The organism is Seleniivibrio woodruffii (assembly GCF_004339245.1).
Classification (GTDB): domain Bacteria; phylum Chrysiogenota; class Deferribacteres; order Deferribacterales; family Geovibrionaceae; genus Seleniivibrio; species Seleniivibrio woodruffii.
In genome coordinates this window covers 626,632-651,708 of record NZ_SMGG01000004.1, presented here as the reverse complement: position 1 = coordinate 651,708, position 25,077 = coordinate 626,632, and the positions used below count along the sequence as shown (strand labels likewise).

The 25,077-nt window shown below is 48.3% G+C and carries 22 protein-coding genes and 1 tRNA gene; 20 read left to right on the top strand and 3 right to left on the bottom strand.

Going from position 1 to position 25,077, the window contains the following annotated elements:
• Positions 1-17: 17 nt before the first annotated feature.
• The 6 genes from C8D98_RS09255 (at position 18) to C8D98_RS09230 (ending at position 7,653) form a co-directional block, all read left to right on the top strand.
• Positions 18-1,463, top strand: coding sequence for a glyceraldehyde-3-phosphate dehydrogenase (locus C8D98_RS09255; RefSeq protein WP_132873847.1), 1,446 nt, complete (start codon positions 18-20; stop codon positions 1,461-1,463).
• 287 nt (positions 1,464-1,750) lie between these two features.
• Positions 1,751-2,875 carry a glutamine-hydrolyzing carbamoyl-phosphate synthase small subunit gene (carA, locus tag C8D98_RS09250; protein ID WP_132873846.1) on the top strand — a complete coding sequence of 375 codons (1,125 nt, stop codon included), beginning with the start codon at positions 1,751-1,753 and terminating at the stop codon, positions 2,873-2,875.
• Positions 2,875-3,870: an endolytic transglycosylase MltG gene (gene mltG, locus C8D98_RS09245; RefSeq protein ID WP_132873845.1), complete on the top strand. Its 996-nt coding sequence runs from the start codon at positions 2,875-2,877 to the stop codon at positions 3,868-3,870. The genes carA and mltG overlap by 1 nt, the downstream gene beginning before the upstream one ends.
• 42 nt (positions 3,871-3,912) lie before the next feature.
• Entirely contained in the window at positions 3,913-5,259 is a 1,347-nt protein-coding gene (locus C8D98_RS09240; protein WP_132873844.1) for a hypothetical protein, read from the top strand.
• Positions 5,259-6,173 (top strand): Ppx/GppA phosphatase family protein, encoded by a 915-nt coding sequence (locus C8D98_RS09235; RefSeq protein ID WP_132873843.1) that lies wholly within the window; start codon positions 5,259-5,261, stop codon positions 6,171-6,173. Before C8D98_RS09240 ends, C8D98_RS09235 begins: the two co-directional genes overlap by 1 nt.
• The gene (locus tag C8D98_RS09230; protein ID WP_132873842.1) at positions 6,151-7,653 is read left to right on the top strand and encodes a DUF445 family protein; all 1,503 of its coding nucleotides are present in this window, start codon (positions 6,151-6,153) and stop codon (positions 7,651-7,653) included. The genes C8D98_RS09235 and C8D98_RS09230 overlap by 23 nt, the downstream gene beginning before the upstream one ends.
• Here C8D98_RS09230 and C8D98_RS09225 read toward each other — a convergent pair.
• Positions 7,638-9,794 (bottom strand): ATP-binding protein, encoded by a 2,157-nt coding sequence (locus C8D98_RS09225; protein WP_132873841.1) that lies wholly within the window; start codon positions 9,792-9,794, stop codon positions 7,638-7,640. The two genes, C8D98_RS09230 and C8D98_RS09225, sit on opposite strands and share 16 nt — an antisense overlap.
• Positions 9,795-9,946: 152 nt before the next feature.
• Between C8D98_RS09225 and C8D98_RS09220 the strand changes: the two genes are divergently transcribed.
• A tRNA-Leu gene (locus tag C8D98_RS09220) sits at positions 9,947-10,030 on the top strand.
• Positions 10,031-10,140: 110 nt separating this feature from the next.
• Here the strand turns inward: C8D98_RS09220 and C8D98_RS09215 are convergent.
• Together C8D98_RS09215 and C8D98_RS09210 are read right to left on the bottom strand one after the other, a co-directional pair.
• Complete coding sequence (locus C8D98_RS09215; protein WP_132873840.1) at positions 10,141-11,031, bottom strand: hypothetical protein; 891 nt, start codon at positions 11,029-11,031, stop codon at positions 10,141-10,143.
• A 184-nt stretch (positions 11,032-11,215) separates the two neighbouring features.
• Positions 11,216-11,956 carry a slipin family protein gene (locus C8D98_RS09210; protein ID WP_132873839.1) on the bottom strand — a complete coding sequence of 247 codons (741 nt, stop codon included), beginning with the start codon at positions 11,954-11,956 and terminating at the stop codon, positions 11,216-11,218.
• Between the two features lie 81 nt (positions 11,957-12,037).
• Between C8D98_RS09210 and C8D98_RS09205 the strand changes: the two genes are divergently transcribed.
• The 13 genes from C8D98_RS09205 to C8D98_RS09145 all read left to right on the top strand — a co-directional run bounded on the left by C8D98_RS09205 (position 12,038) and on the right by C8D98_RS09145 (position 25,060).
• Positions 12,038-12,907, top strand: a complete 870-nt coding sequence (locus C8D98_RS09205) for a YicC/YloC family endoribonuclease (protein WP_132873838.1) — start codon at positions 12,038-12,040, stop codon at positions 12,905-12,907.
• The gene (gene gmk, locus C8D98_RS09200) at positions 12,904-13,515 is read left to right on the top strand and encodes a guanylate kinase (RefSeq protein ID WP_132873837.1); all 612 of its coding nucleotides are present in this window, start codon (positions 12,904-12,906) and stop codon (positions 13,513-13,515) included. The genes C8D98_RS09205 and gmk overlap by 4 nt, the downstream gene beginning before the upstream one ends.
• Positions 13,516-13,531: 16 nt before the next feature.
• A complete protein-coding gene (rpoZ, locus tag C8D98_RS09195) occupies positions 13,532-13,744 on the top strand; it encodes a DNA-directed RNA polymerase subunit omega (protein ID WP_132873836.1) in 213 nt (70 codons plus the stop codon).
• Positions 13,737-14,939, top strand: a complete 1,203-nt coding sequence (gene coaBC, locus C8D98_RS09190; RefSeq protein ID WP_132873835.1) for a bifunctional phosphopantothenoylcysteine decarboxylase/phosphopantothenate--cysteine ligase CoaBC — start codon at positions 13,737-13,739, stop codon at positions 14,937-14,939. Before rpoZ ends, coaBC begins: the two co-directional genes overlap by 8 nt.
• On the top strand, positions 14,926-15,555 hold the full coding sequence (locus tag C8D98_RS09185; protein ID WP_132873834.1) for a uracil-DNA glycosylase: 630 nt from the start codon (positions 14,926-14,928) through the stop codon (positions 15,553-15,555). Before coaBC ends, C8D98_RS09185 begins: the two co-directional genes overlap by 14 nt.
• A 147-nt stretch (positions 15,556-15,702) precedes the next feature.
• Complete coding sequence (locus C8D98_RS09180; RefSeq protein ID WP_243640950.1) at positions 15,703-16,821, top strand: CsgG/HfaB family protein; 1,119 nt, start codon at positions 15,703-15,705, stop codon at positions 16,819-16,821.
• Positions 16,822-16,878: 57 nt separating this feature from the next.
• Positions 16,879-17,985: a hypothetical protein gene (locus C8D98_RS09175; protein WP_132873832.1), complete on the top strand. Its 1,107-nt coding sequence runs from the start codon at positions 16,879-16,881 to the stop codon at positions 17,983-17,985.
• 108 nt (positions 17,986-18,093) lie between these two features.
• Positions 18,094-20,178, top strand: a complete 2,085-nt coding sequence (locus tag C8D98_RS09170; RefSeq protein WP_132873831.1) for a CHASE2 domain-containing protein — start codon at positions 18,094-18,096, stop codon at positions 20,176-20,178.
• A 12-nt stretch (positions 20,179-20,190) separates the two neighbouring features.
• A complete protein-coding gene (gene pfkA, locus C8D98_RS09165; RefSeq protein ID WP_132873830.1) occupies positions 20,191-21,153 on the top strand; it encodes a 6-phosphofructokinase in 963 nt (320 codons plus the stop codon).
• The gene (locus tag C8D98_RS09160) at positions 21,153-21,650 is read left to right on the top strand and encodes a cob(I)yrinic acid a,c-diamide adenosyltransferase (protein ID WP_132873829.1); all 498 of its coding nucleotides are present in this window, start codon (positions 21,153-21,155) and stop codon (positions 21,648-21,650) included. The genes pfkA and C8D98_RS09160 overlap by 1 nt, the downstream gene beginning before the upstream one ends.
• Complete coding sequence (locus C8D98_RS09155) at positions 21,650-22,102, top strand: GatB/YqeY domain-containing protein (protein ID WP_132873828.1); 453 nt, start codon at positions 21,650-21,652, stop codon at positions 22,100-22,102. Before C8D98_RS09160 ends, C8D98_RS09155 begins: the two co-directional genes overlap by 1 nt.
• The gene (locus tag C8D98_RS09150) at positions 22,089-22,787 is read left to right on the top strand and encodes a CvpA family protein (protein ID WP_165871260.1); all 699 of its coding nucleotides are present in this window, start codon (positions 22,089-22,091) and stop codon (positions 22,785-22,787) included. The genes C8D98_RS09155 and C8D98_RS09150 overlap by 14 nt, the downstream gene beginning before the upstream one ends.
• On the top strand, positions 22,787-25,060 hold the full coding sequence (locus C8D98_RS09145; protein ID WP_132873826.1) for an endonuclease MutS2: 2,274 nt from the start codon (positions 22,787-22,789) through the stop codon (positions 25,058-25,060). Before C8D98_RS09150 ends, C8D98_RS09145 begins: the two co-directional genes overlap by 1 nt.
• Positions 25,061-25,077 lie beyond the last annotated feature (17 nt).

Below are 25,077 nucleotides of genomic sequence, written 5' to 3'. Positions count from 1 at the left end.
CTTTTAAGGAGTTGATCATGAAAGCGGCTATTGATGCCTACATGAAAGACTGGACAGAGCGCGAAGAGATTGCGAACGAAATGGTTCCCGTGATTACAAGGCTTTACAAGCAGAAAGGCGTTGTGATCAGACTCTTCGGGCAGTCTCTGGTCAGAAAGAACGCAATACAGATAATGAAAAGCCACAGGTATGCAAGGCTGATCCTTGACCGTGAGCTTTCAGTGAGAGAAACCAAACCCTATCTGGATGTAGTGGCTACTCTGGAAACAAAGCCCGCAACAGTGGACATAGGCAAACTTTACGCAAAATATGAGAAGACCGACAAGTCTGTTTCTCTTGAAAACTTTGTGAAACAGGAACTCGCGGAGATAACAACGTCCGACTTTGAAGAGCCGGAAGCAAAAGACGTTGTGCTTTACGGTTTCGGCCGTATCGGACGTCTTATGGCACGGATCATCATAAGCCGTTCCAGATTCGGCACTGGCCTTCGTCTGCGTGCGGTGGTTATCCGCAAAGGCGAGAAGATGGACATCGCAAAGCGTGCCAGCCTTCTGCGCAGAGACTCCGTCCACGGAGCTTTCGAAGGCAACATCATTGTTGTTGAGGAAGAGGACGCTATCATCGTTAACGGGAACTATGTGAAGTTCATAGCTTCCGAAGGCCCCGACAAGGTCGACTATACCCAGTACGGCATAAACAATGCCCTTGTAATCGACAACACCGGCAAATGGTCAACAGAAGAGGGACTGGGGCTTCACCTTCAGTCAAAAGGCGTTGACAAAGTAATCCTTACCGCTCCCGGCAAAGGAACCCTGCCCAACGTCGTATACGGCATAAACCACAGTGATATCAAATCTACAGATAAGATAATAACAGCGGCAAGCTGCACGACCAACGCAATTGTCCCCGTCCTTAAGATAATTCAGGACAGGTTCGGCATAGTTAACGGCCACGTTGAAACATGCCACTCGTTCACCAACGACCAGAACCTGATAGACAACTATCACAAAAAAGAGAGAAGGGGCAGAAGTGCACCCCTTAACATGGTCATCACAGAGACAGGAGCCGCAAAGGCTGTCGCCAAGGCTCTGCCTGAGCTTAAGGGCAAGCTGACAGGGAACGCAATCCGTGTCCCCACACCCAACGTCTCTCTGGCCATCCTTAACCTTACGCTTGAAAACAAGGCCACTGTGGACGAGATTAACGGTTATATCCGTGATATGTCCCTTAACTCGAACCTCACAGACCAGATAGCCTATGTCAACAGCCCGGAGGTTGTTTCCTCTGACTTCGTAGGTAACAAGTCAACAGGAATCGTTGACGGTCTGGCCACAATAGCCGACGGCAACAGGGCTGTGCTCTATGTTTGGTACGATAACGAATACGGATACAGCCGTCAGGTTAACCGTATCGCTGAATACATGTGCGGATTCAGGTTGAAGACCTATCCCGCATTCTATTAATATTATGAAGCCGGAGTTTTTGACTCCGGCTTTTTTCTGCTTATAACCGTCGCATTTCTGCGTTGTCGGTTCTGAGCAGAAATTTTACCGTTCTTCTCCCTCCTTCGGCAAAGGAGGGTCGGGGTGGATTTTCTTAATATCAAATGTAAATCCCTCCAGACCTCCCTTTGCTAAAGGGAGGCTTAAAATGCTAAGTATTTTTTATGTGCCAATCCACTGTAAATAGGGTTGCACTTTTTAAAAAAAGACATAGAATCCTAGTCAGCATAAAACGAGGTAGAGAGTTAATGAAAAAAGCATACTTGGTTCTTTCCGACGGCACTGTTTTCGAGGGTACGTCATTCGGCGCAGACGGCACCTGCGAAGGTGAGGTTGTTTTCAATACATCCATAACAGGCTATCAGGAGATCCTCACCGACCCGTCATACTATGGGCAGATGGTGGCCATGACATATCCGCTCATCGGCAACTACGGAATCAACAGCGAGGATTTCGAATCCGACAAGGTATGGCTGTCGGCCTTTATAGTTAAGGAATACAGCAACATATACTCAAACTACAGAGCGGACAAAAGCCTCGGCGATTTCCTGAAAGAGCAGAACGTGATAGGCATCGAGGGCATCGACACCAGAATGCTGGTTCGCCACATCCGTGAGCAGGGCTCAATGAACGCCATCATCAGCACGGAGACAGAAGACGTTGAGAAGCTGAAAGCAATGGCCGCTGCCATCAAAAGCATCGAAGGTCAGGACTACGTTCAGCACGTTACATGCAAAAAACCGTACAAATGGACTCAGAAAACATGGACTCTGGAAGAGGGCTACACAGACGTTGTGAACCCCTCAAGACATATAGTTGCAGTTGACTTCGGCATCAAAAAGAACATCCTCAGATACTTTGCTGATATGGGCTGTGAAGTGACAGTCGTCCCCGCAAACACCACATTCGAAGAGATAGACGCTCTTAAACCCGACGGCGTATTTCTTTCGAACGGCCCCGGCGACCCCGAACCTGTTAAATATGCCATCGAGCTTGCGAAAAAGCTCATCGGCAAATACCCTGTATTCGGCATCTGCCTCGGAAACCAGATCCTCGGACTGGCCATGGGCGGAAAGACATATAAACTGAAATTCGGTCACCACGGCGGAAACCAGCCCGTTAAAGACTTCGAGACGGGTAAAGTTGAAATAACTGCTCAGAACCACTGCTTCGCTGTTGACGTTGAAAGCCTCGGCGATCAGGTGGAAGTGACCCACATAAACCTGAACGACAAGACAGTGGAAGGCCTTAAACACAAGGTTCACCCCATGTTCTCCGTTCAGTACCACCCCGAAAACGGCCCCGGCCCGCAGGATGCTACATACCTGTTCGAACGTTTTGTGGAAATGATTGATAAACATAAAAGTGCATAATGTATAAAATTGCTTTTATCGCATTCACGGTTGTGATGTTCCTCGCTACGGCATCGTTCGGTCTCTGGACGGTGAAGTGCGAGGACTTCATCAACAACACCAGAATAACGGCTGAAATATCCATCCCCAAGGGGAACGGATTTAATTTTATGTATGAAAACGTGATTGCGAAGCTCGACACTCCGCCCCTGTTCCGTCAATATCTCATCCGCATGAAAGAGATAGACCTGAACATGAAGTTCGGGTACTACAAGGTTGAGGACACCCCCCTTAAAGATTTTCTGGATATGATAATTCTCGGCAGGCAGTCGGTGATGAAGATAACCTTTCCGGAGGGCTTCAACACCTATGATATGTCAAAGAGGGTGGGGCGTTTCGTTGTTGACGACGGAGAGGAGTTTTTCCGGCTGACCCGTGACCCGCAGTATATTTATGAGCTGACCGGACAGAATCTGGAGAGTCTGGAGGGCTACCTTTACCCCAGTACCTACACTTTCGAACCGCTGACAAAACCGAAAACCGTCATAAAGACGCTCTATTTCTATTTTAAAAAACAGCTTCCTGCGGATATCGAGAGCAGGGCGGCGGCACTTGGAATGTCGGTTAACGACATAATCATTCTGGCATCCATAATTCAGAAGGAGACCTATGATTCATCCGAGGCTCCGCTGATTTCCTCCGTTTACCACAACAGGCTTAAAAAAGGGATGCGCCTTCAGGCCGATCCCACAGTTATATACGGCCTTATGCCGGATTTTGACGGAAACCTGAGAAAGCGTGACCTTCAGGATCCCTCCAACCCCTACAACACCTACCGCAAAGGCGGACTGCCCCCCACACCCATCTGCAACCCAACAAAGATGGCCATTGAGGCGGCTTTGAGCCCCGCAGCCACTGATTATCTGTATTTCGTTGCAGACAAAAACCGCAGACACACCTTCAGCGTCACCTATGACGAACACAGGGAGAAGGTGAACGTTAACCAGAAGCAATAATAAACACTTTCTTTATAGTGACTTGCCCGCTATTATATGTGTATGCGAAACAGTGTAAATATCCGTGTCCACAACAGCAAGTCTCTGGAGATTAAACTGGAATACACCCCGCAGGGGGCTCCGGACGACTCTGATTACAATATCGATCTTTTTCTGTTTTTCCCCGACAACATGGGCATCAACGAGTCCAGCTATGAAAAAAAGCATTTCTATCAGGATTTAACGAGAAACATCCGCCTTAAAACACCCGACTACTATCTGCATAACTACTATAAAAGGCTGAAAAGTTTTGACGAGACATCAAAAATTGCCATGCACTCCCCCGCAAGGGAATACATGTATAAAAAATTTGTGTGCGGCTACAGGGCGATGCTTCGCAACCACACGCAGAACATATGCGACACCAGCACGAAAGAGGAACTGGAGCTCCTGCTGGAACATGTTGAGAAGAACAGGAATATTTTCCGCAAACTTCAGCAGAAGCACGGCGAAATGGAGATGTTCACACTGGGGGACGAGTTTACCAGTGTCGTCACCAACGTTTATCTGGTGAGGCTTTACGACAGGCTGAACACTCCGCTGAAGGATATGATCCTGGATACCATAAAAGAGGAGCTGAGATACCGCAAAGAGCACTATCCGCAGTCCACAGCCGGCGACAACGAGCAGAACGAGAGGCTCATCAACCGCTACGACTGGCTTAAGAACTTTTTTTACAGTGTTCTTCATCTTCAGGCCAAAAGAAAAAAGGCCGACACTGCCACAACCGGACTGCTCTATTCCGCAGCGGCTGGTTTTTCCATGGTCTTTGCCACGGTTGTTGCCTTCTGGGCACAGCAGAGATACGGAAACTTCACCCTGCCGTTCTTCGTTGCCCTTGTGCTCGGCTATATGTTCAAGGACAGGATTAAAGAGGGTTCAAGGGAATATCTGCGCAACAGGTTCGAATCGCTGATATTCGACTTTGAAACACAGATATATGAGAGCAGTAAGAAGCATGCAATGGGCAAAACCTTTGAAAAGACTACCTTTATCCGCACCAAAGACCTGCCGGACTATGCGGCAAACGGGTTCGACCCCTCTGACAGCATAATCCACTTTTCAAAGCGGGTGCGGGTGCACCACAGAAAGATTAAGGAACTGGTGGACAGCGAGATCGACGGCGTAACGGATATTCTGCGGCTGAATGTCCGCAGATTCATCTCGGGGCTTGAAGAACCGCTCACACTGGTGTACTCTGTGTCCGACTCGGACCTTGAGAAGAAATACGTTGAAAAAACCTACGATATGAATGTTATACTGCGTGCCGCAGGAAAAGACGGCGAGGCGGTGTTCAGAGGGATTCTCACTGTTTCGGCACGGGGAATAAAAAGATTCAGGATGATGTAATGAGAGCAGCAGCTATAGATATCGGTTCAAATGCGGTCAGACTTATGATTGCGGACGTTGAAGACGGAAAGATAGTTAATATCGTACATAAAGACCGCCATGTGACAAAATTGGCGGAGGTTCTCAGCACAAAGGGAATCCTGAGCGACGCTTCCATCGAAAAGACAATGAACGCCCTCAGGCTGTTTGCCGAGGCTATGACCCTGCACGGAGCCGAAAGGTTTCATGCGGTGGCGACCAGTGCCGTTCGTGAGGCCAGAAACTCCAATATCCTCATCGAGGCGGCGGGCAGACTGGGCATAAATATTCAGGTGATTGACGGAACTGTTGAGGCGGGGCTGATATTCAGCGGCGTCTGTTCCGCCGTGGATACCACAGGCAGAAAGGCTCTGGTGTTCGACATAGGAGGCGGTTCAACCGAGTTCATCTATGCCGAACCGGGGCAGGAGCACAGAAAGCTGAGTGTACCAATGGGCGTTGTCAAGATGGCCGAACGGTATGATTTCAGCGGAGTGCTGGACATGGAGCAGATGGACAGAATACGCATCCCTCTGTTCGGGGTTCTTAACGAGGTGGTGAACGCCCTTGACTGCAAGCCCGACATGCTGATAGGTTCCGCAGGCACGCCCACAACCCTTGCTGCCATTGAAATGCATATGGAGAACTACGACCAGATAAAGGTCAACGGTTTTGACATAAAGAAACATCAGATTGAAAAGATACTGGAAAAACTCTGCGCAATTACGGCAGAGGAGAGGCTTCTGGTGCCCGGAATGGAAGCGGGCAGACAGGAGGTTCTCATCCCCGGTATACTTATTACCCTTGAGCTGATGAGCATATTGGGAATTGAAGATCTTACGGTGTCCGATTTCGGACTGAGGGAGGGACTCGTTGTCGCTGTCGCAAACGCTTAATTTCCTGCTTACCCCGCTTGCGATGGGGTTGGTGGGCTATGGTACGAACTGGCTGGCAATCAAAATGCTTTTCCGTCCCCACAGGGCATCTGTCCTGTCTTTCGGATGGCAGGGCGTTATCCCTAAAAACAGGGCAAAACTGGCGAGGGAGATCGGCCATCTGGTAGGCGACAAACTTCTGCGGAAGGACGACATCCGTGAGGCTTTCTTTAACCGTTCCGTTCAGGAGCGGATGGAGAGGGCTGTCGAGCACGAGATGATAGCCTTTCTGGAGAAGGACTACGGCACTCTGGCGGACATAATCGCCAAAACAGGCTATCAGCCCGAAACCGTTATCTCCGCTGCGCTGAGAACTCTCAACGCCGGCGGCATGCTGGACAGGATGTTCGATGCGGCGGCCGACGATATTTTACGTTCAGTCTACGGCTATAAGCTGAGCGGATTGCAGGACTATAAGGATGGCCTGAAAACCGCAATAGACAGCTTCCTTTCATCACAGAAACTTCAGGAGGAGACCGGAAACGCAGTCTCCGCCTATATCAATAATTTCGTGCTTTCCGGTAAATCTCTGGCGGATATAGTTCCGCAGACCATGACCGACAGGATTCCTGCATTTTCAAAATTCGTCACAGACAAGATTCTGGATTCACTGGAAACAGCCTTCGATGACCCCGAAGTGCGTGAGAAGACCGCAGTAAAGCTCATTGAAATGAAGAATAACCACTTCTCCGAGGGGACGGTTGACCAGATGAAGCTGGGCTTTCTCAATATGTTCCTGAACGAGGAGACCATCAGGGATCTGGTGGATAAATATCTTCCGAAGCTGATAAGTTCTGTCAAACAGAGCAACGATGTCAGAGGCCGTATAGAATACGCACTGACAGGTTATGTGAGCGAGATAGTCCGCAAACCGCTGTACAAACATGCGGACAGCATAGGGCTTGACACCGTGTTCAGCCTGAAAAGCTCTCTGGTGACAGCCATTCAGCGGGCGATAGGTTCAGAGGATATCTCTGAAAAGATATGCACGAAGCTTATGGACTACGTCCGGGCGAACCCTGACAAAACTCTTGGCGAGATAATCGAAGCGGCGGGACTGACAGAAACCATTGAAGGGAAGATACGCCTTATGGTGCGCCCGTCAGGCGATAAGCTGACAGGTATGATATGCGGATTTTGCGAAAAGGTCGAGGTCAACAACGTATACCGATATATCCCCAAAAAGATGTTCGGCCGTATAAAGTCGATGTTCATTAAACAGATAAACGGTATTGTCGAAAAAAATCTGGACAGGATAGTGGACTCTGTGAACCTGCCGAAGATAACCGAGAACCGCATCAACTCACTGAACCTTTACGAGGTTGAGACGCTGCTCTTTTCATTTATGAGCGACAGTTTCAAGTGGATAAATATTCTGGGATTTGTGCTGGGCTTTCTGTTCGGGCTTGCCCAGATGCTCTTTATTTACAGCATCTCCTGAGGATTCGGCTGGCTTCTCAGCTCCACGATGAATCTTGTTCCTTCGTTGAGCGACTCAAAGAACAGCCTGCCGCGCATGTTCTGCTCAATGATTATCTTTGACATGTACAGACCGACTCCCGTTCCCTTTCCCTCCTCCTTGGTGGTGAAATAGGGTTCGAAGATCCTGTCGGCAACGTCTTTGGGTATCCCGCATCCGTTGTCGGTGACCGATATGGTCGCCTGTCCGTCACGCTCCCGCACGCTGACCTCAATAACCCCCTTAACAGACGGGTCGGCATCCATCCTGTCCATGACAGCGTCTCTGGCGTTCTGAACAAGGTTCAGAAGCACCTGCTTATACTCGTTGGGGAAACCACGGACATAAATGTGTGCGCCTATCTCGGCTTCGAGAGACTCTATATCGGTGTAGGTATATTTGACTCCGTTGAACTCTATCACAAGGTCTATTCCGTTCCTCGTGAGCTGAACGCCCAGAAGGGAGGTTGAGTTCGCAGTCTCCCTGCAAACCTCGAATATAACCTCGTCCTTGTCCGGCTTGAAGAAGTTTTTAAAATCGTCGATTGTCTTGGACATGAAGTTAATCTGCTTCATGGACTGCTGAACCAGATCCTGAACGTATGCCTCGTCCAGCTCACCGTGCTTGAACGAGTCTTCAAAGTCCTGAACAAAAATAGCTATGGTGTTCAGCGGCTGACGCCACTGGTGGGCTATTGCGCTCATCATCTGGCCCATGGCGGCCATTTTCGACTGCTGCATCATCAGTCTTTCGTTCTGACGACGCTTCTGAACCTCCTGATCGACCTTTTTCTCAAGGTATTCCTGCCTGCGGTTGAGCAGTTCGCTTGCCTTTTTGCGTGAGGTCACGTCCATGATAACAAGCTGAATGAAGGTGCGTCCGCCCGTCTCAAGCCTGCTTGCGGATATCTCTGCGTTGAAAACATCGCCCCATGATTTCACAAAATCCAGCTCAAACGACCACTTTTTGGTTTTATTCATCTTGTTCAGAATCTCTTCGACTCTGGGGATATGTTCTTTTACCACAAGCATTTCCAGATACATCTGCAAAAGCTCATCTCGGTCGTAGCCGAACTGCGCCACCATCTCGCCGTTAACGTCGCTCAGTGCACCGTCCTCGGTTATTATTGCAATGGGGTTGTATGAAGTGCTGAACAGGGTGCTGTATTTCTCCTCGTTCTCCTTCAGCCGCTCCTCCATGCTTATCCGTTCCTCTATCTCCTGCTGAAGCTCTATGTTCTTTTTGGTTATCTCACGGGTCTTGCGGTTTACCTCCGCACGGAGGATGAGCACAACGGAGATTATGAACAGAATAGGGATGAGCAGAACAGCGAAAACCACTCTTGTGTCTGCCATGAAACCGGAGCGGGTGGCAAATGCGAGCCATTTTTCATAGCTCTCCTGATAGACTGAACCTTCGGAGTGCTTCATGTCGAACAGGTTTCTGTCCAGTGTACTTATTATCTGGGCACGCATCGGGGTGAACTTGGATATTCCGAACCGAACCTCTATGGGGTTTACCAGAATTGGGGTGCGCTGAAGGTTGTATTTTTCGCCGTTTGCCATGGTATAAAAACGGTTGGAGAGGCATCCGTCGGCCTTTCCGTCCTTCACAGCCTGCATCGCATCTTCGTAGTCATCGAACATCAGATATTCAATGTCTATTCCGAATTTCTTTGCCAGCTGCTTTATTCCGTTTTCACTTGTGAAATAGATGTCGTCTTTCAGAACGGCAATGGTTTTGCCTTCCAGATCAAGAATGGATTCCAGCTTAACGCCTTTTCTGGCGGATATCTGTCCCCAGTTGCTTGTGAGCGATTCGTTGTTGAATAGAATATGCTCTGTCCTGTCCAGATTGAACCCCACGGGAACAACCATGTCCACTTCGCCCTTTTTCAGCTTGTCGTAAACGTTTGCCCAGGTGTCAAAGTCATATTTGAGGTTCCAGCCCTCTTTTTTAGCTATTTCTGTGAGTATGTCGTAGCAGAAACCTTCGATTTTTCCTTTATCATTTTTGAATATCAGGGGGTGGTTTTGATAAATACCGACACGAATATCAAGAGCGTATGCAGAGGTCAGGGAAGTTAGAAAAACTAGAACAAGAGCTATTAGGGTTTTACGCAATCGTGTCTCCAGTTCGAAAGATACAGGATTTTATCAAATAAAAGTTTATTTCTCAAGCAAATAGGTGAAGGGTTTGTAAAAATTTTTGTTTATATTGACAAAAAAACGGGGTTGCCATAGTATGTTGACTCGTTTTTGGACAGTTAAATAATGCCGGAGTGGTGGAACTGGTAGACGCGCTGGACTCAAAATCCGGAATCAGCAATGGTGTGCGGGTTCGATTCCCGCCTCCGGCATATGAAAAGGCTCATCCCTTTTGGGGTGAGCCTTTTTATTTATCGTAAATTAAGGTTGATCTACAACCCGTGTCTCTGCTAGTGTAGTCATCCTTGGTAGACTCAAACTATTATTTTATCATATTCTTTTTCAACAACCGATTCTTTATAATATAGTCTTTTCCTGTGTTAGTAAGTTGATATGATGAATTAATTTTATCCAACATATTCAATGCTATCAGTTTTTCTAAGATGTCTTTACTTTCATTTGTATTGTTATTGTATGCTTTATTTATGAAGCTAAGTATTTCATTTTCATTGATCTCCTTTTCCATAGCTATACGAACCAATATTGGATCATAAGCCGGAGGAGTGACATTATTAATAGTCTTATTCTTAATCGCTTCGTTCAATTGGTTAACCTGACTCGAGTTAATTGCTTTATTCGTAGTTATTATTGCTGTTTTGCTTGTATTATCCTTTGGGGGATTACTACTAAAATATATTGTTTTGGTTTTTTCATTTTCTAGATTGTTTTGCATGGTTTTGTTTTTTCTTTTTTCATTTTCTAGTTCTTGCTTTAAAGCAGATATTGTAGCATTTAATCTTTCGGATTCTATTTTTGATTTATCCTGAATAGAAGACATTTCAATAAGAATTTTTCGCGATTCTTCTGTAGTTAATAAACGATTTCCCTCAATTTCATTTTTTAATTTATTAATTTTCATTTGTTGAGTTTTGGTATAAGCATAAATTTTTCTAGCAGGCCATGGGTAGATAAAGATGTACAAAATTGCTGTTAATAATGGTAAAACAAACCATTGACTCAATAATCCTAAAAAAGAAGCGCATATTGCCTTGTCCATCATGTCATACTTTTCTTGCAAACCATCTCCAAAAACTATGGCCATAACAAATCTGTGATTCCAAAGTACCCATGACGTGATGAATGCCCCAAAAAGCGGGCTGGTTGTTCTATCGTAAAGGTATGCTTTAATTGATTTAATTGTGTCTTCTAACATATGAACCTGCAAATTTAAAATTAATTAATTATACAGTTTTTATCCATAATGCAAAGATGATTTCTTAAGTGTTTGATTTTTTTTTGATTAGTTTGAGAGTTAATGTAAATCCACCCCAACCCTCCTTTATTAAAGGAGGGAGAAGAGTAGGGCGACCTCTTGCGAAGCCGCCCCTCATAGAAATCTACTTCTTAAACAGATTAGTTATATTGTCCAGAGACATGGGGAAAACTATCGTGTTGGTTTTGTCGTTTGCTATCTGGTTAAGGGTTTGCAGGTAGCGGATCTGGATTGTCAGCGGGTTCTGAGCCATAATCTCGCTGGCCTCGTGCAGTTTCTGTGCGGACTGCATCTCGCCGTCGGCGTTGATTATCTTCGCTCTTCTTTCTCTTTCCGCCTCTGCCTGTTTTGCCATCGCCCTCTGCATTTCCGTGGGCAGGTCGACGTGTTTCATCTCAACGGCGGAGATTTTAACACCCCAGGGATCGGTCTGGCTGTCCAGAACATCCTGCAGGTCGTGGTTTATCTTCTCTCTGTTGGAGAGCATTTCGTCAAGCTCGAACTGACCGAGAATACTTCTCAGCGTGGTCTGGGCGAGCTGGCTTGTGGCGTAGTAGAAATCCTCGACCTCAAGCACTGCCTTGCTCGGCTCCATAACACGGAAATAAACAACCGCATTAACTTTGACCGAAACGTTGTCCTTTGTGATGACATCCTGCGGGGGGACATCCATAACGAATGTACGCAGGTTCACCTTAACCATCTTTTCCAGAACGGGAACCAGGATGATGAGTCCGGGTCCTCTGACGCCTGTGTAGCGTCCCAGACGGAAGATAACTCCGCGCTCGTACTCCCTGAGAATTTTGACTGAATTGATCAGAAGCATCACAATCAGCACCAGAAGCACTAAAGGAAGCTGAAACATATTGACCTCCAAGTACAATTTGTTTATTATTCTAAACTCAAAAAGCCTTTTAAGGCAAATCATTTTCTTATCAGGTGGAACATGACCGCCAAAAGCATGACCGGCTACGGTAAAATTATAACAGGAAACGAGCTCTGCGATATCAAAGTGGAGATGAAGTCTGTCAACAGCAGATATTTCGACTGCAACGTAAGGATGCCCAGACTCTTCAACTTTATGGAGATGTCGCTGAAAAACGTCCTTAAGGATATTCTTGTGCGTGGAAAGGTTGATGTCAATATTGACCTGAAACTCAAAAAACAGCAATACAGGCCTGTGCTTCGTCAGGACGCTGTGGAGAGCTATCTCAACGTGCTGACAGAGCTGAAGGAAAAATTCGGCGTGCATGGAAAGATAAGCCTTGAACACCTGCTCAACTTTAACGATATTTTAGAGACGGAAGAGACCGACGACCTCGGCCAGAGGCTTTCGGAATTCGTTATCGAATGCATAAAAAAATGCGCCGCAGAACTGGACGAAATGCGCACTCTGGAAGGCAAAAACCTTGCGGACGACATCAAATCCCGTCTGGACACCATCTCCGGAATAGCCGCCGACATAGACAAGAATCGTGAGGGTGTCTATGAATACTGGCGTGAGAAATTCGCAAAACGCATGGCAGATTTCGGCGTGGATGCGGAAGAGAAGATAGTTCAGGAAGCGGCTGTCATGGCGGAAAAAGCGGACATCTCAGAAGAGATAACCCGTATCGCCTCACACGGCGAGCAGTTCCGCAGAATCATCGACACAGAGCACGAAAACGGCAAGAAGCTGGACTTCATGTGTCAGGAGCTCAACCGTGAGTTCAACACCATCGGTTCAAAGAGCGGAAAGACAGCAATCATAAATAATGTTGTTCAGGCGAAAAGCGAGATTGAAAAAATCCGTGAACAGGTGCAGAATCTGGTATGAAACAGCGTAAAGGAAAACTTTTTGTGGTCAGCGCACCCAGCGGTGCGGGAAAAACCACTCTTTGCAGCCGTCTGCTGGGAAACTTCGGCACAGTAGGCTATTCCGTGTCATTCACCACCCGCAAGCCCAGACACGACGAAACCGACACAGAGGATTATTACTTTATCTCCGTTGAGGAGTTTGAGGCGATGATTGAGCGTGGGGAGTTTCTGGAGTGGGCGAAGGTGCACAACAACTATTACGGAACAAGCCGCAAAACTGTTGAGGACATTCTGGCCACAGGCAAAGACGTTCTGCTGGACATCGACCCCAAAGGCGCAAGACAGCTTAAAAACTCTCTGGACTACGGAATTTACATCTTCATAACTGCGCCCAGCATGGAAGACCTGAAAACAAGGCTCATAAACCGCCGCACAGAGAGCGAAGAGATAATGAATATCCGCCTGACCAATGCCCTGGAAGAGGTTCAGCATATTCATGAATACGACTATCTGATAGTCAACAAAGAGATAAACAGGGCATACAACGATCTGGAAGCAATATACATCGCCGAGCATCTGCGTGCGGCCGATGTTGAGAAAATAGAAGATATTATGGATCTGAACTGAAACGGAGGAAAATAAATTGCCTTTACTTGACATTGAACAAATCATTTCCAAGCCCACTCTGAGAAGCCGCTTCAAGCTGGTGCACGTTGCCGGACTCCGCGCACGCGAGCTGAACACTCCCAAAGAGGACACGCTCAGCAGAAAGTCTGACGAGTACAGCAAGAACACCACAAACGCCCTGAACGAGCTTATCACAGGCAAGATAGATTTTGACGAGCAAGATGTCTAAAAAGATCCTTCTGGGAGTAACGGGCGGGATCGCCTGTTACAAATCCGTTCATCTTTGCAGACTGATGGTTAAAGCGGGGTGTGATGTAAGAGTCATCATGACCCCCGCAGCATGCAGTTTCGTTACCCCGCTGACATTTCAGGCTATCACGGGAAACCGTGTTTATACCAATGAGTTTGAGGCGGGTGTCGAACCGGAGATGATCGAACACGTTCATCTTGCGGGCTGGGCGGATGATTTTATCATCGCCCCCGCCACAGCGAACATCATCGCCAAAATAGCACACGGAATAGCAGACGATCTGCTCACCTCCACAGTGCTCCCCTATAAAAAACCTATCCGCATTGCACCGTCCATGAACTTGGACATGTATGCGAACCCTGTCACACAGAAAAATCTTTCTCTGCTGGCCTCTCTGGGGCATGACCTCATCGATCCTAACACGGGCGAGATGGCGTGCAGAACAGAGGGCAAAGGCCGCATGGCCGAGCCGGAGGAGATTTTCGACTACGTTTTCTGTGCAGAAAAGCCCCTTGCAGGGCTTAAGGTGCTTGTGACAGCGGGCGCAACTTCCGAACCCATCGACCCTGTCCGGTTCATCAGCAACCGCTCAAGCGGAAAAATGGGCGTGGCTGCGGCCAGAAAGGCGCAGAGCCTCGGCGCAGAGGTAACTCTGGTTGCGGGTTCTGTCAGCGTAAACCTTGACGGGCTTAATGTCGTTAAGGTTCAGACAGCCCTTGAGATGCTTGAAGCCGTTAAAAAAGAGATTGAAAGTACCGATATTCTGGTGATGGCGGCGGCGGTTGCCGACTTCCGCATTGCAGAATATTCGGACACCAAGATAAAAAAGACCGATGAGAATGAAATGACCATCAGACTGGTCAAAAATCCCGATATCCTCAAAGAGATAGCTCCGCTGAAAAAGGCAGGGCAGGTTTTTGCGGGGTTTGCTGCAGAATCTGACAATCTGGCGGCCAATGCCCGGAAGAAGCTCAATGAGAAGAATCTGGACATGATAGCCGCAAACGACATCTCAAGGTCTGACATAGGTTTCGGAACAGACGAGAACGAGCTCACCGTGTTTTTCAGAGACAGAGAGGCGGTGAACACCGGAAAAGTGCCAAAAGAGAAGGCGGCGGAGACCATCCTGCTGCTTGCCAAAGAGGTACACGGGAAGAAGAATGGCTCTGTTTGATAAAAATCCCATCAAAGAGGTTTACGGTATCTCTGAAATAATCGCCGAAGGCTGTGAGGCTGTCAGCGATCCTTTCGAGGCTCTGCGTGCGGAAACCATGGCATGCACGAAATGCCCTCTGCACTCCACCCGTAAAAACGTTGTTTTCGGTGTCGGCAACACACAGGCCGAGCTGATGTTCGTGGGTGAAGGCCCCGGAGCGGACGAGGATGAGAAGGGCGAGCCCTTTGTCGGACGTGCCGGACAGCTCCTAACAAAAATGATAGAGGCAATGGGGCTTTCCAGAGAGAAGGTCTACATCGCCAACATAGTTAAATGCAGACCGCCTGAAAACAGAAACCCTTTCGAAAACGAGTCTATGACCTGTATTCCGTTCCTTTACCGACAGATCGAATATATCAAACCGAAAATCATCATCTGTCTCGGCAGTGTCGCCGCACAGAATCTGCTCAGAACAAATGTGGGAATTACCAAACTCAGAGGCCAGTTTGTCGACCTGAACGGAATAAAGGTGATGCCGACATACCATCCAGCCTACCTTTTGCGCAATCCTAATATGAAAAAGCCCTGTTGGGAAGATCTTCAGATTGTAATGAAAGAGATGGGATTAAAGTAACTTTTATTTGTTACTTATCGAATCTATGGCATAATCAATAAAAAGCGCATGGAGGGTTTCATGTTTAAAGTAGTTAGGTATACAGCAATGATGTCAGGCCTTTTGGTCTTAACCGCCTGTACGGGCGGAGGGCCTAAGGTAGACCCTATGTCTTACCAGATATCACCTGCGGACGCAGAGAGGATCGAGATTCCCAATGTCTGCAGAGCATCCTATAAAATCGAAATGCCCAGAGTGGCAGTTGTCGAATTTGCCAACAACACAACATACGGCGAAATGACGGCTACAAACACAAACATCGATACCAAGGGCACAAGAAAATCAGTTTCGGCAGGAGCTGTCGGAGTTGTGGCGGCACCCGGAGCAGCGGGAATAGGCTATGTGGGGGCTAACCGTACTGATGTTCAGGTTAACACCCAGATAGACACCTTCCAGCGTCAGTTTTCATCAAAAGTGGGTGAGTATGCCCAGTCGGCTGTGGAAAACACAATTTCCAAAATGGGCGGCACACAGATGTTTGACCGCAAAAAACTGGACAAAATACTCTCCGAACAGAAATTTCAGATGACAATGGCCGACCCCGCCACAGCAGTTAAGCTGGGCAAAATGGCCGGAGTTCAGTACATCATCACCGGTTCGGTGGACAACATCGCAACCAAATACATTGAAAAAATAGACAACAACAATAACGTGGGCGGCGGCCTCGGTGCGGCGCTTTCAATCGGAACGGCTCTGGCAAACACCCAGACAGGCTGGAACGTCAACGTTGAAATGACCGTTCAGCTGCTCGATGTTGAGAGCGGACAGATAATAATCTCCCAGAAAGCCACCGGAAGAGAAGTTGCGGGCACAGCCAGAAACTTTAACCCCGAAATGGCGCTCACAGCCGCAAAAAAGGCACTTGGTGAGGCTGTGGACGATATTCGCCCTCTGTTTTCCGAAAAGTTCGCACAGAAAGGCTATATTCAGCAGCTGAGAGGCAATAAAAAGGTAGCTCTGGTTAACATCGGCTCCGAAAAAGGCATCCAGTCTGGCCAGAAGCTCGAAGTTTTCGATTTCCTTGAAATAGTTGACCCCATGACAAACGCATCCTCATGCAACATGTCCGTTATCCCTGTTGACATAACTGTGTCTGATCAGGTTCAGCCCGGACAAAGCTGGGTGCTTATAGACGGCAAGCCCGAAGTTACCGCCAGACTTAAAGTCGGCAGTATCATCCAGCGCAAAAAGCTGGAAGGGCAGAGTGTGTTTAAGAAAATGTTCTGACATCGACGGGCGGGGCAACCCGCCCTTTTGTTATTTTAACCCAATACGGAGAACCATATGAAAAAACTGATACTCTGTTTAATGGCAATGATATTTGCCGTGACCGCTTTTGCAAACCCCGTAACAGTTACGGGTGTGGGCGAGGCGGATATAATGAACGGCGACAAGTCGTCGGCAAAGCTTCAGGCGACTGCCCGCGCGAAATGGGCTGCAATGGAGGCCGCATCCGGCGTCCGTGTAAAGTCTGAAACAATAGTACAGAACGCAGTGCTTGTTGACGAAGCGATCAAGAACGAAGTGACAGGGGTTATCCTGAGCTACAAAGTCACAGGCGAGGAAGAGGACGGACAGCTTTACCGTGTTATGATAAGTGCGGTTATCGCCCCCGAAAAGGCTAAACAGGCCATGGGAGCAATCGCAATGAACACTTCCGTTGCGGTGATGATTCCCGTTGTGTTCCCCGACAAAACTGTTCAGGAGACCAACGTGCTCACCGAAACCGTTATCAACGAGCTGACTGCCAACCAGCTTGAGGTTGTGGACATTTTCGATGCGGACGGAACAAAGGTTTCCGAACTGGACAAGGCTATGAAGACCAACAACTACATGGCTATGCGTGCGGTGGCATCAAAATATCTGTCAGGAACAATTCTGATAGGAAAGGTTGACACTGTCGCCACTGCCAAAGAGGGTTCCGACATAGGCTACGGCGTGTCTCTGCCCTTTAATGTTGTAACAGGCAGGCTCTCATACAGACTGCTTATGCAGCAGGGTTCGGGAACAAAAGTTCTGGCCAGCGATTTCCTTTCGGCCAGAGGAATGGGAGCGACCCTTGAGGATGCAACCCATCAGATGATGGAAAACATGACAAAAGAGGTGTCCACAAAGCTTGTGAGCACAGTTCTTGAGAAGATAAAGGGAGCGAACAACAGAACGGTTAGCGTTCAGCTTGTGGGTAAATCCACAATCGAAGACCTGATGGATCTGAAACAGCTGTTAAGCTACACGGCGTGGGTTCTGGATGTAAAAGACAACGGCGAGGATACGCTGAAGGTCAAGTATCCTGAAAAAGCTCTGTATCTGGCAACGTCCATCAGCAGCAGACCCAACTATAAGATAATGCGTCTGAACGACTACCTGATTCAGGTGCAGAAACTCTACTGACAAACAACAGGCGGCCATTGTGCCGCCTTTCTTTTTTGCACAAATAGAATTGATGCTTAAGCGATTCTGTGTAACTATTGTATAACTAAATAATCAGGATAAACTTTTATGGCGTTTCTGAAAGGTCTTTTGAAAAACTACAGGCTTATCATATTGATAGTCTCGCTTGCGGTAGGCTGCTGGGGAATGTATAAGAAGCCCGCATTTATTGAAAGGTTCGCTCTTGGCTTCGAGGACATTAAATTTCCCGTGCGCAGCAGTCTCGGCATGGCTCCGGAGCCAGACAAGCGTCTGGTGATCGTCACTGTCGACGAACCGAGCGTAAACAAGCTGGGGCGCTGGGTCTGGCCCAGGGACGTCATAGCCAAGATGTTCAGCAACCTGAGTCAGGCCGATATTGTGGGGCTGGATATAGTTTTTTCCGAGCCTTCGGATGAGAAGAGCGATGAACTGCTTGCGGATTCCATAATAAACAGCGGAAACATTATCCTCGGCTTCTTTTTCAGAGGAGAAGCTACCGAGGAGACCACAGAACAGGCCATAGACTATCTTGAGAACTGTGCTTACCTGAACTACGACATTCAGGGGAAATACGTCGGTGTAAAAGAGTTCAAATTTGCTGAGGTCAACATCCCCATTATTGCGGAATCAGGCCTGACCTGCGCCTCTTTCAGCACCGAGCCGGATGTGGACGGGCTTTACCGGAACTATCCGCTGGCCTATATACACAAAGGCTATATATTCCCGCCCCTTGCCGTGCAGATGATGCGCTACGGGCTGGACAAGGATGCCGAACTGGTTCTGAACGAAAAAGGGGTCAAATCCTTTAAAATAGACAACGTAAACCTTAAAAACAGCTCATATTTCCGCCTGAACTATTACGATAACGTTGAATACGTCTCTGCCTATAAGGTTATAAACGGCGAGATACCGCCTTCATTTTTCAAGGACAAGATGGTCATTGTCGGTGTGACAGAGGTCGGCATATATGATATGCGTCCGACACCTGTGGATGCCGTAACCCCAGGGGTTTCGCTTCACTATGCGGCACTCAGCAACCTTCTGAACAATGAATTTCTCACCACATCGGATGCCTACGACTATGCGTCTATAGTGGTTCTGATGCTGGTTATCCTTGCCATAAGCTACCTGCGAAAACAGCACTACAGGCTGATGCTCTATTTCGGATCTTTCACGCTGACAGCGGGAGTGTCCTATGCCATGTTCATCTTCGGAAACCACTGGCAGCATGAGTTTTATACTATGGCTCCGGCAATCCTTATGACTGCGACCCTTGAGTCGTTCGCATTCTTCACTGTCGAGCGGAAGGCGAAAGAGGTTAAAAAGGCTTTCGCATCCTACGTTTCCCCCGAACTTGTCGAGGAGATACAGAAAGACCCCGATAAGCTGAAACTGGGCGGCGAAGAGCGTTTCATAACGATAATGTTCTCGGACATCAGAGGTTTCACTACCCTTTCCGAGAAGCTTTCGGCCACCGAGCTGACATCAATGCTTAACAAGATACACGACCCTATGACAAAGGTCGTTCTTAGCAATAAAGGCATGCTTGATAAATACATAGGCGATGCCATGATGGCTCTGTTCAACACTCCGCTCGATCTGCCCGACCATGCCGACATGGCTGTTAAGACCGCTCTGGAGCTGATACGCACTCTGCACGAGATAAACGGACGCTTCACGGAAGCCGGACTGCCGAATATCGACGTTGGTGTCGGTGTTAACTCCGGTCCCGCCGTATGCGGAAACATGGGTTCCACCGTACGTTTCGAATATACTGCTATTGGCGACAGCGTCAATATTGCATCCCGTCTGGAAGGTCTCTGCAAGGCATATAAGACCCGCATCGTGGTGAGTGAATATACTCTGGCGCACTGCAAAATGCAGTTTCTGACCAGAAAGCTCGACAGCGTAAGGGTTAAGGGTAAAAAAGAACCTGTTGCCATTTATGAGGTCATGGAGAACACGCCGGAGAACAAAGCTATTGCCGACAGGTTCCATGCAGGCCTTGACATGTATTTTGCGAGGAACTTTGAGGGTGCTCTGGCTGTCTTTGAAGAGATGGAAGCGGCGGGAGACGCCACTTCATCAGTTTTCACCGAAAGGTGCAGGGAATATATTAAAGAACCGCCGGAAAGCGACTGGGACGGCACATATACCATGAAAACAAAATAACGGGAGATAAATATGAACAGAATAGCTGTTATGACCAGCGGGGGCGACTGCCCCGGGATGAATGCCGCCATACGAAGCGTAGTGCGCACCGGAATAGCCAACGGGCTTGAGGTGTTCGGCATTGAGCAGGGCTATAAAGGTCTTATGGAGAACAGAATAAAACTCCTTGAAAGCAAGGATGTTGCAAATATGATACAGCGGGGCGGCACATTTCTGAAAAGTGCCAGATCACTTGAGTTCAAGACCGATGAGGGACAGCAGATGGCAGTCGGAAACCTTGAGGCGAACGGCATCGAGGGGCTGGTGGTGATAGGCGGCGACGGTTCGCTCACAGGAGCAAGGATCCTTCACGAGAAATTCGGAATAAAGGTCGTGGGGCTTCCGGGGTCAATAGACAACGATATCTACGGCACGAGCATCTCCATAGGCGTTGATACCGCTCTGAACACCATCTGCCGTGCGGTGGATATGATAAACGAGACAGCCAGCTCACACGACAGAACGTTCCTTATAGAGGTCATGGGGCGCAACTGCGGCTATCTGGCTCTTATGTCGGCCATAGCATCCGGTGCTGAGGCGGTCATAATTCCAGAGGTCAAATATAACATCGAAAGCATAATCAATAAAATAAAGGTCAGATACGTTGAGGGAAAATCCAGAAGTGTGGTCATAGTTGCCGAAGGAGCCGGAAGCGCATACGACATAGGCAAGGCGTTTCAGCTCATCGGCGGGTTCGACACCAGAATAACGGTTCTGGGACATCTCCAGAGGGGCGGTGCACCGTCGGTGTTCGACAGAACACTTGCAACCCGTCTGGGTTCTGCCGCCGTTAAAGGGCTTATCGAAGGCCGCACGGGGGTAATGGCGGGGCTTGGCAACCGTGAGATATCTTTCACTCCTCTGTCGGAAGTTCTCACCAAAAAGAGAGACCTTGACGAGACCATGCTCAAAATAGCCGAAGAGCTGAGCCTCTGATGAGCGTCACCACCAAAGGCGGAGACAAAGGGCAGACTTCCCTTTTCAGCGGCGAGCGTGTTGGCAAGGACGACATCCGCATTGAGACGCTGGGAACCGGAGACGAACTGGTGAGCAATCTGGGTGAGCTGAAATTTATTCTGCCAAAATATGCGGGAACGATTGAACGCATTCAGAAGAATATCTTCACAATTAACTCCCACTGCGCCGATTCATCTGGAGAAAAATTCATCCCCGCTGAGGGCGAGGTGGAGTTTCTGGAAGAGTTCATCCGCAGCGGTGAAAAACAGCTTGATCTTAAAGGTTTTATAATTCCATCCGAAAATATAAGAGCGGCTAAGACCGATATATGCCGCACCATCTGCCGCAGATTTGAAAGACGATTGATTAGTCTTTCGGCATGTGCTAATGTAAATGCCGCTGTTTTAAAATATGTTAACAGGCTGTCGGACTTTTTATATATTCTGGCGAGGCTTGTTGGTAAGGAGAGTTTTTGATGTCACTGAAAGCTAAGATTACGGAAGATATGAAAACGTTTATGAAAGAGAAGAATCAGCTTGCTCTGGATACCGTGCGTATGCTCCGTGCTGAGATAAAGAACGCAGAGATAGACGCCAAGGCAGAACTTGACGATGCCGGCGTTCAGAAAGTTATCGCAACTGCAATGAAAAAACGCAGAGATGCCGCCGACCAGTTCAAGGCCGCAGGCAGAGACGACCTTGCGGACAAAGAGCTTGCCGAGGCAAAATTTCTTTCAGGCTACATGCCTGAGCAGATGAGCGAAGATGAGGTTAAAGCGGTCGTTGCGGCTGCTTGCGAGGGTGTTGACACATCCGATAAAAAGAATTTCGGCAAAGTTATGCAGGCTGTAATGGCTAAGACCGCAGGCAAAGCGGACGGTAAACTCATTAATCAGCTTGTTAAGGATGCTTTTGATGGGAATAATTGACGTTGTAGTCCTTGTAATAATCGGCATAGTCGCCTTCAAAGGCTTTATGAAAGGCCTTGTGATGGAGATCTTCGGCATGATAGCCCTTATGTTCGGCTTTCTTGCTTCGTTCCAGTATTCATCCGTATTCGGAAGCCAGCTTGCGGTTTTCGGCATGTCCGAAAAGACAAATCAGGCGCTGGGCTACGTTGCGGCGTTTCTGGTTTCATACGGAGTTGTCATGTTTCTGGGCACACTTCTGTCCAGATTGTTCAAAGAGGTTAAGCTCGGCTGGCTGAATCAGGGCGTGGGCGCACTCTTCGGCGGAATGAAGGCGGCGGCAATACTCAGCGTTTTCCTGAGCTTCATGCTGACCACCCTTGCTCCCGACAGCAGTGTCAGAGCCAGCATGAAAGACGGCTCGGTCTCCAGAAAACTGGCGGATTTTGCCCCCAGCGTTTACAACCTGATGAACAGGGCATCCACCGTTAAAAGAAACAATCCTTTCGAACTGCCCTCTGCGGAAGAGGTTCAGCAGGCCATAGAGGATGCGAACATGGAGGCTGTGAAACAGTCGGCGGAAGCTGTTAAGAACACTGCGAAAGCGGCTGTTAAAGATGCGGCGAAGGCAAAGGCCGAAGAGACGGTTAAACAGGCTCCAGCGAAGAAAAAGAGCATACTTGAGGAAGAATTCCAGAAAAACTGATGATTCATTTAGACACCTTAGAGTTCGGATTATTCAAAAAATATATGGAAAAGGGGTTCAGCTCAGCTCTGGCAAAGGGCAGGCTGAACGCCCTGAAACCCTACTACGCACTGGACAAGATAGAGAGGTATAAATCGGAGCTGAGCGAAGCTCTGAGCTATGTCTCCGTGTCCGATGTATACATACCGAAGGACGAAGATTTTCTAAATCTTCTTCCCCGTCTTAACGACCCCCTGCTTTTCCTTGAACCGGATGAACTGCTTATATTTGCAGGTTTTTTCAGCGGTGTGAGGGATATCAAAAAAGGGCTTATCGAGTTCGGAGCCAACAGCCTAAAGCTGTATCTGAGTGAGATATCCACCCTTTCGGAGATAACCGACCGGATAGAAGACACTGTGAACGACATGGGCGAGGTCAAAGACGGCGCATCACACAAGCTGTCCGAGATACGCAGTGAGCTGAAATCCCTGCGCAGACAGGTGCAGAGAGAGCTTGCGGGCGTTTTTGCCATGAACTCCGCATCAAAGTTCATTCAGGAACAGGTCATAACCGAGCGCAGCGGACGTTTCACCGTTCCCTGCAAAACCAATTTCAAACAGTATATTCAGGGTATCGTCCACGACCGTTCGGCCAGCGGACAGACCTTTTTTGTTGAGCCGTCATCAACTGTGGGGCTTAACAATGCCATACAGGAGTTTCTTGCCCTTGAGCGTGAGGAGACCGTTCGTCTGCTGAAAGAGATAGCCGACAGCATCTTCGAGGCTCACGGCAGGATAGAGACCACTGTGGAGGCGTACACCGAGGTTGTTTTCCATCTGGAAACGGCCGGATTTTATAAGAATAAAGATTTTGTGTTTCCTGATTTTTCCGATTCCGTGGTTTTCCGTGATGTGCATCACCCCGTAATCTTCCTTGAAAAGGGAAAGGATTCTGTTCCTCTGGATTTTTCCATGAAAGGCGGAGAGTTTACGGCTGTGATCACCGGACCTAACACAGGCGGAAAGACGGCGGCACTGAAATCCATCGGCCTGAACCATATTCTGGGCAAATGCGGGCTTCCGCTGTTCGGAAAATATGCCGAAATAGTCAACTTTAATCATATTCTGGCGGATATCGGCGATAACCAGTCACTTGTGATGGATCTGTCCACCTTCTCCGCCCACATGACGAATATCAGGGATATTCTGAAAACTGCAGACTCCCAGAGTCTCGTTCTGCTGGACGAAGCTGGAACGGGAACCGAACCCAGGGAGGGTTCCGCTCTGGCCGTTGCCGTCTGCCGGAAACTGTCTGCGAAACGGGCAAAGACCGTGGTCACAACCCACTTTTCCGAGCTAAAGACCCACGCTCTGAAAGAGGACGACGCCGTAATTTATGCGGTGGACTTCGACTATACCGATTTTTCTCCCCGCTACAGGCTGCTGAGGGGCGTGTCAGGCAAATCCGACCCCCTTGTCATAGCAAAGCGTCTTAAATTCCCTGCGGACGTTATAGAGGCCGCCAACGACATCATAGAACAGCATAAGAGCGATGCGGAGGTCTCCGTTGAGGAGATAGGCCGCATGCAGGCGGAGATAGTCAGCAAAACCAAAGACCTTGAGATTCTTCAGGCTCAGCTGAAAGAGAAAGAGGAGTTCATCGAACTGCGTGAGCAGGAACTGAACGAAAAACTGGCCAAGAAAGAGTCGGAACTGCTTGAGGAAGCACTCAGGCTGTATCACAGAGCTAAAAAATACGCCGAAAAACCCCACAAGGTCAAAGAGACAGTGGAAGAGGATATTCAGAAGGCGGAGACCAAGCTTGGCAAGGTCAAAAAGGTCATTAAGCCTGTTGAGGGCGTAAAGGTCGGCGATGTTATCCACCTTGAAAAATATGATAAATCCGGCAAGGTCTTAAGCATTGACGGCGACAGCGCCAGAATGGATATCGGCGGACTTAAAATCTCAATCAAGCTGAAAGAGCTTATCGGCAAGAAAATGGACAACAAGGACACGAAAAAGGATGTTCTGGTGTCCAAAAACGTTGCCCCTTCGGCTAAGCACGAGCTTCTGCTGGTTGGCAAGCGTGTTGAGGAGGCTCTGGACATTCTGGACAAGACTCTGGACGAATCTGTTTTGGCGGGACTGAACAGGCTCTATGTGGTGCACGGAAGGGGCACGGGACAGCTTCGAAGCGCTATTCAGGAGTTTCTCAGGAGCGATCCGAGGGTCAGGGCATATAAAACTGCTTCAAACGAAGAGGGCGGTCAGGCTGTCACTGTCATAGATTTTTAAATCTCCGTTGACAATCT

Bases quoted from the DNA above. Each gene is read 5' to 3' on its own strand.
- C8D98_RS09170 (WP_132873831.1), top strand. From the start codon at position 18,094: ATGGCGTTTCTGAAAGGTCTTTTGAAAAACTACAGGCTTATCATATTG.
- pfkA (WP_132873830.1), top strand. From the start codon at position 20,191: ATGAACAGAATAGCTGTTATGACCAGCGGGGGCGACTGCCCCGGGATG.
- C8D98_RS09210 (WP_132873839.1), bottom strand. From the start codon at position 11,956: ATGTTTCAGCTTCCTTTAGTGCTTCTGGTGCTGATTGTGATGCTTCTG.
- carA (WP_132873846.1), top strand. From the start codon at position 1,751: ATGAAAAAAGCATACTTGGTTCTTTCCGACGGCACTGTTTTCGAGGGT.
- C8D98_RS09235 (WP_132873843.1), top strand. From the start codon at position 5,259: ATGAGAGCAGCAGCTATAGATATCGGTTCAAATGCGGTCAGACTTATG.
- C8D98_RS09240 (WP_132873844.1), top strand. From the start codon at position 3,913: ATGCGAAACAGTGTAAATATCCGTGTCCACAACAGCAAGTCTCTGGAG.
- gmk (WP_132873837.1), top strand. From the start codon at position 12,904: ATGAAACAGCGTAAAGGAAAACTTTTTGTGGTCAGCGCACCCAGCGGT.
- mltG (WP_132873845.1), top strand. From the start codon at position 2,875: ATGTATAAAATTGCTTTTATCGCATTCACGGTTGTGATGTTCCTCGCT.
- C8D98_RS09185 (WP_132873834.1), top strand. From the start codon at position 14,926: ATGGCTCTGTTTGATAAAAATCCCATCAAAGAGGTTTACGGTATCTCT.
- C8D98_RS09205 (WP_132873838.1), top strand. From the start codon at position 12,038: ATGACCGCCAAAAGCATGACCGGCTACGGTAAAATTATAACAGGAAAC.
- C8D98_RS09145 (WP_132873826.1), top strand. From the start codon at position 22,787: ATGATTCATTTAGACACCTTAGAGTTCGGATTATTCAAAAAATATATG.
- C8D98_RS09150 (WP_165871260.1), top strand. From the start codon at position 22,089: ATGGGAATAATTGACGTTGTAGTCCTTGTAATAATCGGCATAGTCGCC.
- coaBC (WP_132873835.1), top strand. From the start codon at position 13,737: ATGTCTAAAAAGATCCTTCTGGGAGTAACGGGCGGGATCGCCTGTTAC.
- C8D98_RS09215 (WP_132873840.1), bottom strand. From the start codon at position 11,031: ATGTTAGAAGACACAATTAAATCAATTAAAGCATACCTTTACGATAGA.
- C8D98_RS09255 (WP_132873847.1), top strand. From the start codon at position 18: ATGAAAGCGGCTATTGATGCCTACATGAAAGACTGGACAGAGCGCGAA.
- C8D98_RS09180 (WP_243640950.1), top strand. From the start codon at position 15,703: ATGTCTTACCAGATATCACCTGCGGACGCAGAGAGGATCGAGATTCCC.
- C8D98_RS09155 (WP_132873828.1), top strand. From the start codon at position 21,650: ATGTCACTGAAAGCTAAGATTACGGAAGATATGAAAACGTTTATGAAA.
- C8D98_RS09160 (WP_132873829.1), top strand. From the start codon at position 21,153: ATGAGCGTCACCACCAAAGGCGGAGACAAAGGGCAGACTTCCCTTTTC.
- C8D98_RS09175 (WP_132873832.1), top strand. From the start codon at position 16,879: ATGAAAAAACTGATACTCTGTTTAATGGCAATGATATTTGCCGTGACC.